The organism is Streptomyces odontomachi (assembly GCF_024435355.1).
Taxonomy (GTDB): domain Bacteria; phylum Actinomycetota; class Actinomycetes; order Streptomycetales; family Streptomycetaceae; genus Streptomyces; species Streptomyces odontomachi.
On record NZ_JAMJWG010000003.1, the window covers coordinates 418,951 to 436,562 of the forward strand.

General features: G+C 71.0%; 12 protein-coding genes. 5 read left to right on the forward strand and 7 right to left on the reverse strand.

Features of this window, described 5'->3' with window-relative positions; translation table 11 throughout:
- Nucleotides 1–19: 19 nt before the first annotated feature.
- The gene (locus NQO67_RS09800; protein WP_255949418.1) at nt 20–907 is read right to left on the reverse strand and encodes an LLM class flavin-dependent oxidoreductase; all 888 of its coding nucleotides are present in this window, start codon (nt 905–907) and stop codon (nt 20–22) included.
- Between the two features lie 118 nt (nt 908–1,025).
- On the opposite strand from NQO67_RS09800, the gene NQO67_RS09805 reads away from it, so the two are divergent.
- On the forward strand, nt 1,026–1,976 hold the full coding sequence (locus NQO67_RS09805; RefSeq protein ID WP_255949419.1) for an HAD hydrolase family protein: 951 nt from the start codon (nt 1,026–1,028) through the stop codon (nt 1,974–1,976).
- A 174-nt stretch (nt 1,977–2,150) separates the two neighbouring features.
- On the opposite strand, the gene NQO67_RS09810 is transcribed toward NQO67_RS09805, so the two are convergent.
- The 5 genes from NQO67_RS09810 to hisC all read right to left on the reverse strand — a co-directional run bounded on the left by NQO67_RS09810 (nt 2,151) and on the right by hisC (nt 11,507).
- On the reverse strand, nt 2,151–3,191 hold the full coding sequence (locus NQO67_RS09810) for a M23 family metallopeptidase (RefSeq protein WP_255949420.1): 1,041 nt from the start codon (nt 3,189–3,191) through the stop codon (nt 2,151–2,153).
- A gap of 332 nt (nt 3,192–3,523) precedes the next feature.
- Nucleotides 3,524–7,207, reverse strand: a complete 3,684-nt coding sequence (cydD, locus tag NQO67_RS09815) for a thiol reductant ABC exporter subunit CydD (protein ID WP_255949421.1) — start codon at nt 7,205–7,207, stop codon at nt 3,524–3,526.
- A gap of 47 nt (nt 7,208–7,254) precedes the next feature.
- Nucleotides 7,255–8,259: a cytochrome d ubiquinol oxidase subunit II gene (cydB, locus tag NQO67_RS09820; RefSeq protein WP_255949422.1), complete on the reverse strand. Its 1,005-nt coding sequence runs from the start codon at nt 8,257–8,259 to the stop codon at nt 7,255–7,257.
- Nucleotides 8,260–8,394: 135 nt separating this feature from the next.
- Nucleotides 8,395–9,963 (reverse strand): cytochrome ubiquinol oxidase subunit I, encoded by a 1,569-nt coding sequence (locus NQO67_RS09825; RefSeq protein ID WP_255949423.1) that lies wholly within the window; start codon nt 9,961–9,963, stop codon nt 8,395–8,397.
- A 446-nt stretch (nt 9,964–10,409) separates the two neighbouring features.
- Nucleotides 10,410–11,507 (reverse strand): histidinol-phosphate transaminase, encoded by a 1,098-nt coding sequence (gene hisC / locus NQO67_RS09830; protein WP_255949424.1) that lies wholly within the window; start codon nt 11,505–11,507, stop codon nt 10,410–10,412.
- Between the two features lie 662 nt (nt 11,508–12,169).
- On the opposite strand from hisC, the gene NQO67_RS09835 reads away from it, so the two are divergent.
- Nucleotides 12,170–13,291 (forward strand): LacI family DNA-binding transcriptional regulator, encoded by a 1,122-nt coding sequence (locus NQO67_RS09835; protein WP_255949425.1) that lies wholly within the window; start codon nt 12,170–12,172, stop codon nt 13,289–13,291.
- A 946-nt stretch (nt 13,292–14,237) separates the two neighbouring features.
- Here NQO67_RS09835 and NQO67_RS44195 read toward each other — a convergent pair.
- The gene (locus NQO67_RS44195; RefSeq protein WP_255949671.1) at nt 14,238–14,456 is read right to left on the reverse strand and encodes a hypothetical protein; all 219 of its coding nucleotides are present in this window, start codon (nt 14,454–14,456) and stop codon (nt 14,238–14,240) included.
- Nucleotides 14,457–14,556: 100 nt separating this feature from the next.
- Between NQO67_RS44195 and NQO67_RS09845 the strand changes: the two genes are divergently transcribed.
- From NQO67_RS09845 to NQO67_RS09860, 3 genes are all read left to right on the forward strand, one after another.
- Nucleotides 14,557–15,558, forward strand: a complete 1,002-nt coding sequence (locus NQO67_RS09845; RefSeq protein WP_374118961.1) for a metallophosphoesterase — start codon at nt 14,557–14,559, stop codon at nt 15,556–15,558.
- 196 nt (nt 15,559–15,754) lie between these two features.
- Nucleotides 15,755–16,921: a hypothetical protein gene (locus NQO67_RS09855; protein WP_308295636.1), complete on the forward strand. Its 1,167-nt coding sequence runs from the start codon at nt 15,755–15,757 to the stop codon at nt 16,919–16,921.
- A 153-nt stretch (nt 16,922–17,074) separates the two neighbouring features.
- Complete coding sequence (locus NQO67_RS09860; RefSeq protein WP_255949426.1) at nt 17,075–17,410, forward strand: hypothetical protein; 336 nt, start codon at nt 17,075–17,077, stop codon at nt 17,408–17,410.
- Nucleotides 17,411–17,612: the final 202 nt, after the last annotated feature.

Sequence of the window (17,612 nt, forward strand, 5' to 3'; positions counted from 1 at the left end):
CGGTCCTGGGTGGTCCAGGTCAGCCGAGTTGTGCCGGCGCCTCCGTGACGATGCGTTCGAAGACCGCGGGATCGCTCTCGAAGACGGAGCCGGCCACGGGCCAGTGCAGGACGATCTCGTCGATGCCCAGGTCGCGGTATATGCCGGCCCAGTCGACGAACGCGTCCAGGGAGACCAGGGGCTGCTCGGCGGTCGAGCCCTGGAGCAGCACCTTGCGGATGGTGCCGACGTCGCGGCCCTCCGACTCGCAGGCGTCGCGCAGGTTGTCGAGTTGGGCCGCGATCACGGCCGGGGCCTGTTCGGGGGGCACGTCGCCCGGGCCACGCGGGTCGCCGTAGGTGACCCAGCCCTCCCCGTAGCGCGCTGTCAACCGCAGACCGCGCGGCCCGGTGGCGGCGACGTAGAACGGCACGCGGGGGCGCTGCACGCACCCGGGGATGTTGCGCGCCTCATCGGCGGAGTAGAAAGTCCCGGATTCGGTGGTGACATCCTGAAGGAGCAGCTTGTCCAGAAGCGTCACGAACTCGCCGAACCGGTCCGCGCGCTGCCGCGGAGTCCATGCCTCCTGCCCCAGCGCCGTCGCGTCGAATCCGGTACCGCCGGCGCCGATGCCCAGGGTGAGCCGGCCTCCGCAGACGTCGTCGAGCGTCACGACCTCCTTCGCCAGCGTCACCGGCTCGCGGAAGTTCGGGGAGGTGACGAGGGTGCCGAGGCGGATCCGCTCGGTCACGCACGCAGCAGCGGTCAGCGTGGGCACGGCGCCGAACCAGGTCCGGTCCCGGAACGACCGCCAGCTGAGGTGGTCGTAGGTGTACGCGGTGTGGAAGCCGAGCTCCTCGGCCCGCCGCCAGATCTCTTGCCCCTCGCTCCACCGGTAGATGGGCAGGATCACCGTACTGAGACGCATGCGCCGACCTTACGCGATGCGGTCAGGGCGCCCGATGCTGTCACGCCACCGGCCCACCGCACGAGAAGCGGGCGTGCGTTTCTCATCTGTGCGCCCTGGCGCACGCCCGTGCTGGCATATGCGGGACAATGCAACGGTGACCTCCGATACCGCCCACTCCGCGACCCCCGCCCACCCCGTGCCGCCCCGGCTGATCGCCACCGACCTGGACGGCACGCTGCTGCGCGACGACAAGTCGGTGTCGCAGCGCACGGTCGCCGCGCTGGCCGCCGCCGAGGAGGCCGGTATCGAGGTCTTCTTCGTGACCGGACGCCCGGCCCGCTGGATGGACGTGGTCAGCGACCACGTGCACGGCCACGGCCTCGCCATCTGCGGAAACGGTGCTGCGGTGGTCGACCTGCGGGGTGGCCAGGTCGCCGCCGTCGGAACCACCGCCGACGCTGCCGGAGCCGGCGGCCTCACCGGCACGCCCAGCGCCGCAGGGCACCGCTTCGTCAAGATCAGGCCGCTGGAGCGGGCCGTGGCCCTGGACGTCGTGGACATCCTGCGCGCCGCCGCCCCCGGTACCTCGTTCGCCGTCGAGCTGACCGGTGGACTGCACCAGGAGGCGACCTACCCGCCGCTCCACATGGAGCCCACGGAGAGCGTGGCGCCCGCCGAGAAGCTGCTCGACCCGGGCGCCGGCTCGTCCGACCAGCCCGTGCTGAAGGTGCTCGCCCACCACGCGGTGCTGGCCCCGGACGACTTCCTGACGCTGGCCCGGCGTGCCGTCGGGGATCGGGCGACCATCACCCGTTCCAGCCCCAGCGCGCTGCTGGAGATCAGCGGTCCCGGTGTCTCCAAGGCCAGCACGCTGGCGCTGTGCTGCGCCGAGCGCGGCATCACCCCGGCCGAGGTGGTCGCCTTCGGCGACATGCCGAACGACGTGGAGATGCTCACCTGGGCCGGCACCTCCTACGCCATGGGCAACGCCCATCCAGCGGTGATCGCCGCCGCTTCCGGCCGCACCGCCGGCAACAACGACGACGGTGTGGCGGCCGTGATCGAGCGGATCCTGCTCGAACGGTGACAGCGGGCGCTGGTGACTGCGGTTGCTGGTGACCGCGGTTGCTGGTGACCGCGGTTGCTGGTGACCGCGGTTGCTGGTGACCGCGGTTGCTGGTGACCGCGGTTCCCAAGCGAACAGCGGCTCCTGCGCGAACAGCGGTTCCGAGGGCGGTGTCCCGGGTGGCCGCGTTGACCGCTACACCGTGAGGCCCTTCCCGGCCAGCCACGCGACCGGGTCGACCGCCGAGCCGTACTCCGGCGTCTGGCGCACCTCGAAGTGCAGGTGCGGCCCGGTCGAGTTGCCGGTGGAACCGGACTGCCCGATCACCTGGCCGGCCGCCACCTCCTCGCCCGGCCTGAGGGCCACCGCGGACAGGTGCGCGTACTGGGTGCAGAAGCCGTTCGGGTGCTGGAGCACGATCTGGATCCCGAACGGGCCACCGCACGCCACGCTGACCACCCGGCCGGCCCCGACCGCCCGCACCGGTGTGCCCAGCGGCACCGCGAAGTCCTGGCCGGTGTGCCGGTGTTCCCAGTGCTCGCCCTCGCTGTCGAAGCCTGCGGACAGCTGGTAGCCGTCGACGGGCAGCACCCACGTGCCGGCCGGCAGGGGCGCCTCCCGCGGGAGGCGCACCACGGGTGGACACTGCTCGACCGCGACGGCGTCCTCCGCCTCGTCCTGAAGCTGCCGCCGGGCCACCGCCAGCTTCCCGTCGAGCGTCTTCTTCAGCTTCGCGAGTCGCGTGGTGCGCCGGTCGAGCCGGTGCCGCGCCGACGCCGTCTTCCTCTCGTCGTCGGCCAGGGTCCGCTCGGCGCGGCGGGTCTCGGTGACGGCGTGGGTCACGTAGCGGCGGGTCCGCTGGACCGCGCGCTCACCCTGCAACAGGTCGTCCGCGTCGTGCGCGAGCAGCAACCGGGCGACCTGCGGGAGTTGTCCGCCGGTGCGGTACTGGGCGCGGGCCAGGCTGCCCAGATCACGGTGGAGTGCCGTGATCCTGGCCCGCTGTGTGGCGAGCCGCTCGTCCAGCCGCCTCTTCTCGCCACGCAGGTGACGCGCGGCGCTCCGGCCCTCCTCGTACTGCCGGGTGACGGTCGCCGCCTGCCGGTAGAGCCGGGCGACCTCGGCCTCCGCGCCGGATCCGGCTCCGGCGCCGACACCGGAACCCGGGTTGACCGGACCACTCGGCTCGGCCATCGCCGACGGCCCGGCCAGGCCCAGGAGCACGGCACACAGCACCGGCAGGAGCAGCGGCCTGCGGGGGAGTCGAGCCAGGGGAACGGCGACGCGAGGGCTGGGCGCCGCGACTGACCCAGGCCACTCAGACGACGCGGACGACGCGGACGACGCGGACGGGACAGACGAGGCAGATGAAGCAGATGAAGCAGATGAAGCAGGCGGTGATGAAACGGTATCCGGGGGCATGCTTCGGATCGTTGCGTGCTCACGCTCCGAAGGCTCGCGCTGCTCCTGCTGCCGGGGGATCGAATGGCCCGTTCGGCGCAGGCGTGATCGGCCGGGCGGGGGTCCCGGACGGTCCCGGCCACCGCCCAGAACCGTCCCGGCCCCGGTCAGACCCGGTTCAGCTGTCGTTCGGCGCCGAGCGCCAGCGCCTCCGCCGCCGCCTCACGCTCCCGCATCCGGCGCAACGGGCCCTCCAGCGCGACCAGTTCGGCATAGTCGCCGCGCTGCACGACGTGGCCGTCCGCCAGGACGACCACCTCGTCCACCGCTTCGAGACCGGCCAGCCGATGGGTGATCAGCAGGGTCGTGCGTCCCTCGGTCGCGGCCAGTAGATCGGCGGTCAGTGCGTCGGCCGTGTGCAGGTCGAGGTGTTCCGCGGGCTCGTCCAGGACGAGGACGGGGAAGTCGGCGAGGAGCGCGCGGGCCAACGCGAGTCGCTGCCGCTGGCCGCCGGACAGCCGCGCCCCGTGCTCACCGACCAGGGTGTCCAGGCCGTCCGGCAACGCCGACACCCAGTCCAGCAGCCGTACCCGCGCGAGCACCTCGTACAGGTCCTCGTCGGTCGCGTTCTTCCGTGCGAGCAGCAGGTTCTCGCGCACGGAGCTGTCGAAGCAGTGCGCGTCCTGGGCGCACAGGCCGACCCAGCGGCGCACGGTGTCCCCCGGCAGCGCACCGGCATCCGTCCCGCCGAGCGTGTACGTACCGCCGGACGCGTCCAGGAACCGCAGCAGCACCTGCGCCACCGTCGACTTGCCCGCCCCCGAGGGCCCGACCAGCGCGACCCTGCGGCCCTGCTCGAGCGTCAGGTCCAGCCCGGCAAGCGCGGCACGCGCCCGCGCGTGGGTCGGGTCCGGCGCTTCCTCCGTATCCGTCCCGCCACCGCCGTCCTCGTAACGTGCCGTCAGCCCTCGGAGCACGACCGGGAACGGGCTGGCGGGCGGCGCCGCCGGAACATCCGGTTCGCGTACGGGTACGGAGGCGTCCAGCACCTCGTACAGCCGCGCGCCGCTGGTGCGGACCCGCTGCCGGTGTCGTACGGCCTGCGGCAGGCCGATGACGGCTTCGAAGGCCGCCGTCGGGATGAGGACGACGACGGCGAGTTCCACCCCTGCGAGCTGCCCATCGCGGACCGCGGCCACGCCCGCCAGCGCCATGGCGGCCACGGTCAACCCCGACACCAGCGCGGTCAGCCCGTTGCCGAGCGCGGTGGCCGCGGCGGTGCGGGACGCGAGGGCGGTCAGCTCCGCGTCGGTGCGCCGGGCCCGGGCGACGCGGGCGGGCAGCGCCCCGGCGACGGTCAGTTCGGCGGTGCCGGTGAGCAGGTCCGTGACGCGGGTCGCAAGGGCGCCGCGTGCCGGGGCGAGCCGGTGTTCGGCGCGCCGGGCCACGCACGCGGACAGCAGGGGGACGCCGACGCCCGCGCAGAGCAGCCCGGCGGCGAGCGCGACTCCCGCTGCGGGCAGCAGCCATACGGTGAAGGCGACGGTGCCGGCGCAGACGACACCGGCCGCTGCCGCGGGCAGCAGCCACCGCAGCCAGTAGTCCTGTACGGCGTCCACGTCCGCGACCAGCCGGGTGAGCAGATCCCCGCGGCGTAGGGTGCGCAGTCCCACGGGAGCGAGGCGCTCCAGCCGCCGGTAGACCGCGACCCGTACGTCTGCCAGGAGCCGCAGCACCGTGTCATGGGAGACGAGCCGCTCTGCATAGCGGAACGCGGCCCGGCCGATGCCGAACGCGCGGGTGGCGGTCACGGCCACCATCAGATACAGCACCGGGGGTTGCTGGGCGGCCCGCGAGATCAGCCATCCCGAGGTCCCCATCAGGCCCACCGCACTGCCGAGCGCAAGCGCCCCCAGCGCCAGGGCCAGCAGCATCCTCCCGCGCCGTGGCCCCGCCATGCCCCGTATCCGGCGCAGGACGGACGTACGGGCCCCCTTGCGGTCGGAGCCGCCGTGGGCGGAGGCGTCGTCGGCGAAGTCGTCGCGGTTGGCGCCTCCGTGGTCGGAATCCTTCCGGCCAGACTCATCGCGGTCAGGCCGTCGACGATCGGGCTGCTGACGGAGACCGGCTGACTCCCGGCCGGCATGGTCACCGGTACCGGAAAGCGCGGCCTCCCCCACCCGTACGACCCGGTCCGCCACGGCGAGGAGGGCGGGCCGGTGTGCGACCAGCAGGACGGTCCGGTCACGGGCGAGCCTGCGGACCGCGTCGACGACGGTCGCCTCGCTGGCACCGTCCAGGGCCGCCGTCGGCTCGTCGAGCACCAGCACAGGGCGGTCCGCCAGGAATGCCCTGGCCAGCGCGATCCGCTGGCGTTGGCCCGCGGAGAGCCCGGCGCCGTCCTCGCCGAGCACCGTCCGGACACCCTCCGGTAGCGCGGCAACGAACTCCAGCGCCCCGGCGTCGGCCAACGCCTGGTGTACTGCCGTGTCGGAGGCTCCCGGGCAGGCGAGTCGTACGTTGTCGGCGATCGACTCGGCGTAGAGGTGGGGTCGTTGCGGCACCCAGGCGATCTGCCGGTGCCATGTCTCCGCCGGCACACGGGCCAGGTCGACACCGCCGGCGCAGACCCGTCCCGTATCGGGCCGCAACAACCCGAGCACCAGGCTGACCAGCGTCGACTTCCCCGCCCCGCTGGGTCCGACGAGCGCGACGGTCTCCCCCGGCCGCACCTCGAACGAGACGTCCGACACCGCGTTCGCGCTCCGCCCCGGGTACCGGACCGACACCCCCTCGAACCGGAACCCCGTAAGACCATCAGGACGGAAGCCGCCGACCACACCACCGCTGTCGGACTCCGCGCCGCCATCGCCCCGTTCCGCATCCCCACCGTCGGACTCCGCCTCCAGCACCCTGAAGATGTCCTCCGCCGCCGCCAGCCCCTCTGCCGCCGCGTGGTACTGGGCCCCGACCTGCCGCACCGGCAGATACGCCTCGGGAGCCAGAACGAGGATCATCAGGCCCGCGTACAGATCCAGCTCGCCGTGCACCAGCCGCATGCCGACGGTGACCGCGACCAGCGCGACGGAGAGGGTGGCGAGCAGTTCCAGGGCGAAGGACGACAGGAAGGCGATCCGCAGGGTACGCACCGTGGCCCGCCGGTAGGCATGGGTGATCCGGTGGATCGACTCGGCCTGTGCCTTGGCCCGGCCGAACACCTTGAGCGTCGGCAGTCCGGTGACCACGTCCAGGAAATGGCCGGACAGTCGCGACAGCAACCGCCACTGACGGTCCATACGGGTCTGCGTGGCCCAGCCGATGAGCACCATGAAGACGGGGATCAGGGGCAGGGTGCCGACGATGATGGCGGCCGAGACCCAGTCCGCGGTGGCGATCCGGGCCAGGACCGCCGCCGGCACCACCACCGCGAGCCCCAGTTGCGGCAGATAACGCGCGAAATAGTCGTCGAGCGCATCGACACCGTGGGTGGCAAGCGCGACGAGCGAGCCGGTCCGCTGTCCGCTCAGCCACTGCGGACCGAGTGCGCCGGCCCGTTCCAGCAGCCGTAGCCGAAGCTCCGACTTGACCGCCGCACTGGCACGGTGCGCGGCGCGCTCGGTCAGCCAGCCGCTGGCTCCGCGCCCCACGGCGACCGCCACCAGCAGCAGCAACGGCCACCGCAGCGCCGCGACCGACAGCCCATGCTGAAAGGCGCCGACGACCAACTCGGCCATCAGCATGGCCTGCGCGACCAGCAACCCCGCATTGACCAGTCCGAGCACCACCACCGCTACCAGGAAAATCCGGGTGGCTCGGGCATACCGCAGCAACCGTGGATCGATTGGTTTCACGTGAAACACCGCCGCCCTCGCCCCTGGGCCACACACCCACGCATGGCTCAGTGCCCCACGTCGGCTATGTGCTGGGTGCCGATCCGCTTACGGAAGACCCAGTACGTCCACGACTGGTAGAGCAGCACCAGGGGTGTCGCGATCCCCGCGCACCAGGTCATGATCTTCAACGTGTAGGGGCTGGAGGCGGCGCTCGACACCGTCAGACTCCACTCGGCGTTGAGCGACGACGGCATGACCTCGGGGAAGAGCGCCAGGAAGAGCATGGCGATGCTCGCTGCGATCGCGGTTCCCGAGCATGCGAAGGCCCATCCCTCACGGCCTCGCACGGTGGCCAGGAGCGCCACGGCCAGCGCGGCCACGGCCACGACGAGGGCGACCAGACTGCGACCGTTCCCGGTGTCGGTCTGGGTCCAGCCGAGGAAGCCGGTCGCGACCACGGCTGCCACCGCACCGATCACCGAGGCCAGCCGCCGCGCCCGGTACCGGATGTCGCCCACCGTCTTGAGCGCCACGAACACCGCACCGTGGAAGGTGCAGAGCGTCAGCGTCGCCAGCCCGCCCAGCAGGGCGAACGGCTGGAGGAGATCACCCAGGCTGCCGACGTAGTCTCCGTGCGCGTCGATCTTCACTCCGTGCACGATGTTGCCGAAGGCGACGCCCCACAGCACCGCGGGCGCCAGGGACGCCCAGAAGATGGCGGACTCCCAGGAGCGTTGCCACCGCTCGTCGGAGCGCTTGGCCCGGTACTCGAAGGCGACACCGCGCACGATCAGGGCGACCAGGATGACGAGCAGGGGCAGGTAGAAGCCGGAGAAGAGGGTGGCGTACCAGTCGGGGAAGGCGGCGAAGGTCGCGCCGCCGGCCGTCAGCAGCCACACCTCGTTGCCGTCCCAGACCGGTCCGATGGTGTTGATGAGCACGCGCTTCTCGGCCCGGTTACGGGCGAGCAACCGGGTGAGGATGCCGACCCCGAAGTCGAACCCCTCCAGGAAGAAGTAGCCGATCCACAGAACGGCGATGAGGGCGAACCAGATGTCGTGAAGTTCCATGCCGTGCGCTCCTGACAGGCGCTGATGTTTCCTGAAAGCTCCGGGCCGGTGTTTCCTGAACGTTCTGGACGGGTGTTTCCAGAACGTTCAGGGCTGGTGTTATCTGAAAGTTCCAGACCGGCCAGTACCAGCCGGCTAGTACGAGAAGGCCATCGGCCGGTCGGTGTCCTCGTCCGCGTCCTCCCCGGCCGACGAGCCACGGGGGCCGCCGATACGGGTGGGCGGATGGAGATCGGCGTCCGTCAGCTCGGGCGGACCGGCCTTGACGTAGGTGGCGAGCAGCCTGACCTCGATCACGGCGAGGACCGCGTAGAGCGCGGTGAAGACGCTCATGGACAGCAGCACCTCGCCCTGGGAGACCCCGGGGGAGACCGCGTCACGCGTGCGCAGCACCCCGTAGACGGCCCATGGCTGGCGACCGTTCTCGGTGAAGATCCAGCCCCAGGAGTTGGCGACGAGCGGGAAGGCCAGGGTCCAGGTGGCGGCACGCCAGTACCAGGTGCTGAGGCGGGTGCCGAGCGGTGTGCGGAACGGCACGAGGTGCGGCACCTCGTCCTCGCCGGTCCGCAGCGGCGCGGGCAGCAGGAACTTCTTACGGGTCAGCCAGAGCCCGGCGAGGCCGACGGCGAAGGACGTCATGCCGAAGCCGATCATCCAGCGGAATCCCCAGAACGCGACGGGGATGTTCGGGCGGTAGTCCCCGGGCCCGAACTGCTGCTGCTCGGCCTTGTTGACGTCGTTGATGCCGGGCACGTAGGAGCTGAAACTGTCGTCGGCGAGGAACGAGAGCAGCCCGGGTATCTCGATGGCGACCGAGTTGTGCCCCTGCGCACCCTGCGCAGCGTCTCCGGTGTCTCCGGTGTCCCCCACGTCCCCGTAGGCGAAGACGGCGAACGGTGCGGGCTGCCTGCCGTCCCACAGCGCCTCGGCCGCGGCCATCTTCATCGGCTGCTGCCGGAACATCACCTTGCCGAGCAGGTCCCCGCTGACGGCGGTGAGCAGCCCCGCGACGACGACGGTGACCAGGCCGAGCCGCAGCGAGGTCTTCATCACCCGGACATGGCGGCGTCGCGCCAGATGGTAGGCGGCGATGCCGACCATGAAGGCACCGCCGGTGAGGAACGACGCCGACAGGGTGTGGAAGGCCTGGGCGAGGGCGGTGTTCTGGGTGAGCACCGCACCGAAGTCGGTGAGCCGTGCGCGGCCCGTGGCCGGGTCGATCCGGTAGCCGACCGGGTGCTGCATCCAGGAGTTGGCGGCCAGGATGAAGTAGGCCGACAGGACGGTGCCGAGGGCGACCATCCAGATCGTCGCCAGGTGCAGCCGCTTCGGCAGCTTGTCCCAGCCGAAGATCCACAGACCGATGAAGGTCGACTCGAAGAAGAACGCGATCAGGGCCTCGAAGGCGAGCGGTGCCCCGAAGACATCGCCGACGAAGCGCGAGTAGTCCGACCAGTTCATGCCGAACTGGAACTCCTGCACGATGCCGGTGACGACACCCATCGCGATGTTGATCAGGAAGAGCTTGCCCCAGAACTTGGTCGCCCTGAGGTACTTCTCGTTCCCCGTGCGCACCCACGCCGTCTCCAGGCCCGCCGTGAGGGCGGCGAGGGAGATCGTCAGGGGGACGAAGAGAAAGTGGTAGACGGTGGTGATGCCGAACTGCCAGCGCGCCAGGGTCTCCGGCGCCAGAGCCAATTCCACGTCGACCTCTCCTTAAGCCAGGCCGTACGGTGCCGCCGCAGTCCGCTCAGCCGGGCCACGGCAACGCTTTGTCCGGTTGATCTCGGTGATAACGGGATCAATCGATGAGCTTGTGAACGCGTTCACATTCACAAGCATTATGACGCATGGCCGTCGACCTTCATACGGGGGGGGTGCCCTTTGGGCGGATCCGGGCGCCTCCGAGGGATCCGGGCGCCTTCGCGACGATCGGGAGGTCCGGGGGCCGGGGAATCCGCCCGTTGTCCGCAGGCAGGGGCACACGCGCGTCGGGGGCGCCCGGCAATACTCCGGGCGCCCCCGACGGGACTGCTGCTGACGGTGACGGCGCCCTCACCAGACGCCACACGGAGCAGGGACGAGCCGCCTGGTGAGCGGCGACCACCGCCCTGCTACACGTGCCACACCTGCTACGCCTGCGCCGCCTGCTACGCCTGCTGCATCTCCTTGCGGAACGCCGCCGTCACCTGCAACAGGATGTCGCTCGCCTCCCGCTCGCCGATCGTGATCCGCACGCCCTCGCCCGGGAACGGGCGCACCACGACGCCCGCCGCCTCGCAGGCGCTCGCGAAAGCGGCGGTGTGCTCGCCGAGCCGCAACCAGACGAAGTTCGCCTGGGTCTCCGGAACCGTCCACCCCTGCTCGGTCAGCGCCTCGACCACGCGGGAACGCTCCTCGACCAGGCAGCCGACCCGCCCCAGCAACTCGTCCTCGGCACGCAGCGACGCCACCGCGGCATCCTGGGCGAGCTGGGTCACGCCGAACGGCACGGCCGTCTTCCGCAACGCCGCCGCCACCGGCTCGTGCGCGATGGCGAAGCCGATGCGCAGACCGGCCAGACCGTACGCCTTGGAGAAGGTACGCAGCACGCAGACGTTGGGCCGCTGCCTGTAGAGCTCTATGCCGTCCGGCACCTCGGTGTCACGGTTGAACTCCCGGTACGCCTCGTCCAGCACCACGAGCACATTGCCTGGCACCCGGTCGAGGAAGCGTTCCAGCTCGGCCCGGCGCACCACGGTGCTGGTCGGGTTGTTCGGGTTGCACACGAAGATCAGGCTGGTGCGGTCGGTGATCGCGGCGGCCATCGCGTCCAGGTCGTGCCGCTCGTCCGGTGCGAGCGGCACCTGCACCGAGCGCGCACCGCTGATCTGCGTGATGATCGGGTACGCCTCGAAGGACCGCCAGGCGTAGATCACCTCGTTGCCCGGTCCCGACGTGGCCTGCAACAGCTGCTGAGCCACGCCGACCGAACCCGTACCGGTGGCGATGTGCTCCGCCGGCACCGCGAACCGCTCGGACAGCTCGTTGATCAGCGCGGTGCACGCCATGTCCGGGTAGCGGTTGAGCGATGCCGCGGCGGCGCAGGCGGTCTCCATGACGCCGGGCAGCGGCGGGTAGGGGTTCTCGTTCGCCGACACCTTGTATGCGGCAGGGGCCCCGGCCTTGGCTTCCTCCGGCCGGCGGCCCGGCTTGTAGGTGGGGATCCCGTCCAGCTCGGCGCGCAGCTTCGGGCTCGTCTCACTCACCGCAGTCCTCCTCAAGACCACCTTTACGACCACTCCGGCGGCACACCGGTCTAATACTGCACACCTTAAGAGGATTGGCCGCGCCCGCGAACGGCCGGGGACGATTCCGGCGGCTGTCCGTGCCTCCACGAAGGCCCCGGCCGTGGTCCCGAGACGAAGCCGACCGTGGTCCCAAGGGCGGTATCCGTCGTCCCGAAGGCGGTGTCCGCGGTCCCGGAAGCCGTACGTGACATCTGCGGCATGCACGCGCGCCGGCGTCTCGCTTGATCACCCGGCCGGGCACCCGGCCGATCACCCGGCCACCGGAAATCGGCAACGCGCTCATCACGATCACGACACACCTGAGCGACTTGATCCCGGCCCCCAAATAGGGATCTTCCCGCTTCTCGTGGACGGATCGAGGGGCGCGTTTTCTACTGTTGCGTGCGCCGGTCGATTGCGCCCCGGCGCGCATCGCTCGTCAAGGTGAGTTGAGACCTCTTCGAAACATGGAAGATTTGGCAGGTTTAACCCCCCTGACAGCCAATCATTCCCCTACTGTCCGCTCAGTTCCCTTGTTTTCCAAGGCAAATCATGCGTGTCCGCCATGCAGAAACGTGCCTGTCAATGCGACCATATGCGGCCACTCCCCCCCACCTCATGAGCCCTACTATCGGCTCGCCATGACAGCAGCAGGGAAGCACCAGGTGAGCCGGGCGCAAGCCGGGCGGCGGGGGCGCCGGCCGGGGCGGGCGGGCATCAGAGACGTGGCCGCAGCCGCCGGAGTCTCCATCACGACCGTCTCAGACGCCCTCAACGGCAAGGGACGGCTTCCGGACGCCACCCGGCGGCACGTCCGCGAGGTGGCGGACCGGCTCGGTTACCGACCCTCCGCCGCGGCCAGGACCCTACGCACCGGCAAGTCGGGGCTCATCGGACTGACCGTGACCACCTACGGGGACGAACCGTTCACCTTCACGGAGTTCGCGTACTTCGCCGAGATGGCCCGGGCCGCCACCTCCGCGGCCCTCGACCGCGGCTACGCCCTGGTGATCCTGCCCGCCACCTCCCGCCGCAGCCCGGTCGACGTGTGGTCCAACGTTGCGTTGGACGGCACGGTCGTCATCGACCCCTCCGACAAGGATCCGGTCGTCATGGAGCTGATCCAGCAGGGTTTACCGGTGGTCTCCGACGGGCGCCCGTCCGGCCAACTCCCCGTCACTGCCTGGGTGGACAACGACCACGAGGCCGCAGTCACCGGCCTGCTGAACCACCTCGCGGAAGCCGGCGCGCGCCGCATCGGACTGCTCACCGGCACCTCCACCGACACGTACACGCACCTGTCGACCACGGCCTACCTACGGTGGTGCGAACGGGTCGGGCAGGACCCGGTCTACGAGAGCTACCCGGCGCACGACCCGCGTGCCGGCGCCGGAGCCGCCGACCGGCTGCTCGCCCGTCCGGACCGCCCGGACGCCGTCTACGGACTCTTCGACCCGAACGGCACGGACCTGTTGGCCGCCGCCCGGCGCTACGGCCTGCGCGTCCCGGACGACCTGCTGCTGGTCTGTTGCAGCGAATCCGCCGTGTACGCCAACACGGAGCCGCCGGTCACCACGCTGTCGCTCAAGCCACGGCGGATCGGCATGGCGGTCGTGCAGCTGCTGATCGACGCCATCGAGGGCGTCGATTCGGGCCAGCCGGTCGAGCAGGTGATACCGACCGAGCTGATCGTGCGCAGCTCGTCCCAGCGACGCCCGCCGCGTACGACGGTCAGCCCACCGCGCTCGCCGGGACAGGGCTGAGCCACGCCCAGGGGGCGTCATCGCAGGCGCCGCGCCGCCGCGACGGCCGGCGCACGCCGGGCGCCCTCACCATGCGGGCAAGCGGACACGAGGGCGCCCGCGGCGACTTCAGCGCCCTCGGTCCGCGGCCACGCCTCCGAAGCACGGTCGCAGCACGCCCAGACGATGCCCCCGCGATGCCCCGGACGACGCCCGGCGACGCCCCAGACCACCCCCCTGGCGACACGCTGACGATGCCCAGACCACCCCCTGGCCACCCCTTGGCGACACCCTGGCGACGTCCGGACGGCACCCCGGAGAACATCCGGTTTCGTGGTACGGGCATCTAGCGCGACGGTACGGGCCGCGCAAAATTGGGCGAATGGATCGGTGAAACGCGATCGGGCCCGGATTCACCACCCCTAGGTCATCACACAGCGCGAGTGGCATTCCTATGATGGGCGCACGACACCGCGGGCCGCTGCGACCAGGGCAGTCCGATCAGGTGCAGATGCGGCGCGATGGTGGTGGAGGGGTCGATGACTCAGGGGGCCGGTCAGGGACCCGCAATGCGCACGGCGACACTGCGCGACTTCCGAGTGCCGGCCCACGTGAGGGAACCCGGCGCGTACGACGACCGGCACGCCCCGCACGACCCGGGCCAGGCCCCCCACCCCGACGTGGACGCGTCCTCAGATCAGCCGGGGGACAAGGGCGGCGTCCCGAGACGAGTCCGGACCGACCCGGACGGCACACCGGCGGACGCCCCGGGCATCGGGACGCGAACGGTCGCCAGGGCCCCGGCCGTCACCACGCCCCCCACCGCCGCATCGGCCGTATCGGTGCCCGCGCACGCCGCGCCCATCCCGCCGTCCTTCCTGCCGCCGGCATCCGTCGCTCAGGACGCCGGGACCGGCAGGTCAGCCGGAATCCGCCGGCCGGATTCCGGGGATACGGCGAAGACGATTCAGCTCGGCAAGACTTCCGGAAGGAATGCCTCCGAATATTCCGGAGTACTAAATTCCGTTTCGGCCGTTTCCGCCGTCGATTCCGCACCCGGAGCCCTATCCGGAACTTTGCTCGCTGCGCCCTCCGCGCTCTCCGGATCTTCCGCGTCCACCGCGTCCACGGCCGCTGCTGTCTTCAACGTCGCCAGCGTCTCCACCGCGTCATCAAATGGGTCCACCGTGTCTCCTGCGTCTGTCGTATCCGCCGTACCCGCCACAGCCGGCGGCCCTGCCGCATCCGTCGGACCCGGCCGTACGGCGCCGGACACCGACCCCCGGATCGTGGCCCCGCCCGGCCACCCCTCCGCACCGGAGCCTCCGGCCGCGTCCGCACCGCCCCCGGCGGTGGAGGAGCCCGAGGGGTACACGCCCACCGAACGCGATCTTCCGGTCATCCACCGCGGTGACACCCTTCAGATGCCCGTCACGACCCCCGCGCCCGCGGCCTCCAACCCGGACGGCAGCGGCCCGTTGTACGTGGTCGGCGACGTGCACGGATACCTCGACGAGCTGCTCGCCGCGCTGCGCAACCAGGGCATCGTCGACGACGAGGGACGCTGGGTCGCGGGCAACGCCCGGCTGTGGTTCCTGGGCGACTTCACCGACCGCGGCCCGGACGGCATCGGGGTCATCGAGACGGTGATGCGGCTGTCCGCCGAGGCAGCGGCCGAGGGCGGATACTGCAAGGCGCTGCTGGGCAACCACGAGCTACTGCTGATCGGTGCGAAACGGTTCGGCGACACCCCGGTGAACTCGGGCGCCGGCACCGCCACCTTCCAGGCCGCTTGGCTGCTCAACGGCGGGCAGAAGACCGACATGGAGCGCCTGCGGGACCACCACGTGCAGTGGATGGCCCGGCTGGACGCGATGGAGGAGGTGGACGGCCATCTCCTGGTGCACTCCGACACGACCTCCTACCTCGACTACGGCGACTCCATCGAGGCGGTGAACGACACCGTGCGCGAAGCCCTCACGCGCAATGACGCCAACGAGTGCTGGGACCTCTTCCGGAAGTTCACCAAGCGCTTCGCGTTCCGCGACGAGGGCGGCGCCGACGCGGTGCGCAAGCTGCTCGGCGTGTACGGCGGCACCCGCATCGTGCACGGTCACAGCCCCATTCCCTACCTCCTGGGCGAAGTCGGTTCGGAGGACGGCGAGGACGGCGCGGGACCCGTTGTGGAGGGCCCGCACATCTACGCCGACGGGTTGGCCATTGCCATGGACGGCGGAGTGACCATGGCCGGAAAACTGCTGGTCTGTCCCCTTCCGTTGACGGCCTGACCTGCCGAGTAACTGTTCGATCGACGGCCCTTTACCAAAAGGGCCCAGGCCAGTGGGGCATTTTTCGGAAAGCCTCTGTCACCGCCCGCGGTGACCGCTCTACCATCTGTTCATCCCGTAACGGGTCCCCTCCGTTTCTCACCGACGGCCCGCAATCCAGCCGGCCCCCAGTCCTACGGAACATCGGGGGAAGCACATGAACAGCGCTCCATACCTGCTGAACGAGGACCGCCGGGATTTCGAGCGGATCCTCGACGAAGCGCTGCGCTCGGCATCGCACCGCCACGACCTCGTCGAGGCCGGCGAACCGCTCACCAACGAGCAGTTGCGCCGCATGGCGCTGAGCGCGACCGCCCTGATAACGGCTGCGGCCGCCAGCGAATACCAGCACTACGTGCGGCTCCGCGGTGAACTGCGCGCCCCAGCGCGCACCACCCGCGCGGAGCACCCCACGGGCGCGGTACGACGCACGCCTCCCGACCGAAGCGCGCTCGGTGACGCGCCGGACGACAGCCCCCTGGGCCAGCGTGCCGGTCTGGCCTCGGGCAACGGCGACGGCGAGGCCGGGAGCGGCACCGGGACGGGGTCTGAGACGGGGACGGGGACGACGGCAGGGACGCGGACGGGAGCCGAAGGCGAAGCCCGAGCCGATGGCCAGGCAGGAGCCCGAGCCGATGGCCAAGTAGGAGCCCGAGCAGGAGCAGAAACCGGCGCAGAAGCCGGCACGGGAGCCGGCGCACGAGCCCCAGCCAGTGGCCGACCCCGCGCCGGAAAGAGGGCGACGGGAGCGGAGGCAAGGGCGCGGATGGGGCGGACGGCAGCCGGGGAGCCCACCGGCGCCGGGCTGGCCGCGGTGATCGCCGTACTGGCCCCGATGCTGGCCGGGACGGCCGCGTTGATCTTCCTGCTGGTCGGCTATGCGCTCCGCGCCGTCGGGCCCGCCCCCGCCTTCGCCGGCACCCTGCTCACCACCGGCTGGGTGTTCGGCGCGATCACCGCGGTGGCCATCCTGGTGGCGGCGGTCGGCCTGCTGCTCACCGCGTTGCGCAACGGTGCGACCTCGCTGCGGGCCGACGACCGCGCGAGTCTTGCCGCGGAGGTCTTCCGGGCGCGCGAGGCCTGGCACCAGGCGCTCCTGGAGCGTGGCATAGCCCCGTTCCTCCAGGAAGCGCTGGTCAAGCCCGCCCCTGACATCGCCCCCGCCACGCCTGCCGAGTCGACCGGCCGCATACCGCACCTCGGCTACCACCGCCCCGGATTCAGCAGCCCCGACCAGGGTCCGACCACCACGTCCGGCCCCCGCTACAGCAGCCCGGACTACTCCAGCCCCGACTTCGGAGGGCCCGAGCACCTGCCCGAGTGACCCGGGGGCGATCACCCGAGCGGGCTGGGCGCGCCGGCGTCCCGGTGGTCAATCCCGCCGGCTGCGCACTCGAGCGATTACCGTGCGCATACCGTGCGACCAGATATCCGGGATGCCGTCGGTGCGCCGGGCCGGCCCGAAACGGAGCGCGATGTGACGTCCACACCGCCGCCCGCCTGCGCGCTCCGGCCCGTGCCCTTTCTGCTGGCCGCTCTCGGTGTCGGTGCCGCCGCCACCGGCTGCTCGAACCCCGGCGACGTCGCAGTCGCCGACTCCACCACCGCGGCCAGGACGGCCGTGACCAGCAGTCCGTTCCTCGCCGAGGTCGCCCGGCAGATCGCCCTGCCGGCGCACGCCTGGACGGCGTCGGGCACCCACACGGCCAAGGGGTACACGACCGAGGCGGCCACGACGACCAACGTCGAGGGCATGAAGGCCGACTGCGACAACATCAACCTCAACAAGAAGCTGGCCCCCGACCCGCAGTGACGTGTTCGGCCCCGGCGTGAAGGGGTTCTTCTACAAATGCCGGAAGATCGCCGCGGACACCAACGAGTACTGGTTCACCATCAGTTCCGCGGACCTCCCCCACTGCCTTGATGGCGTGGGAGGTACCCCCACAGATCGACAAGCTCTGCGATCCGGCCACGAAATTCCCGATCGTCCACGACGCACAGCACAACACCTACTG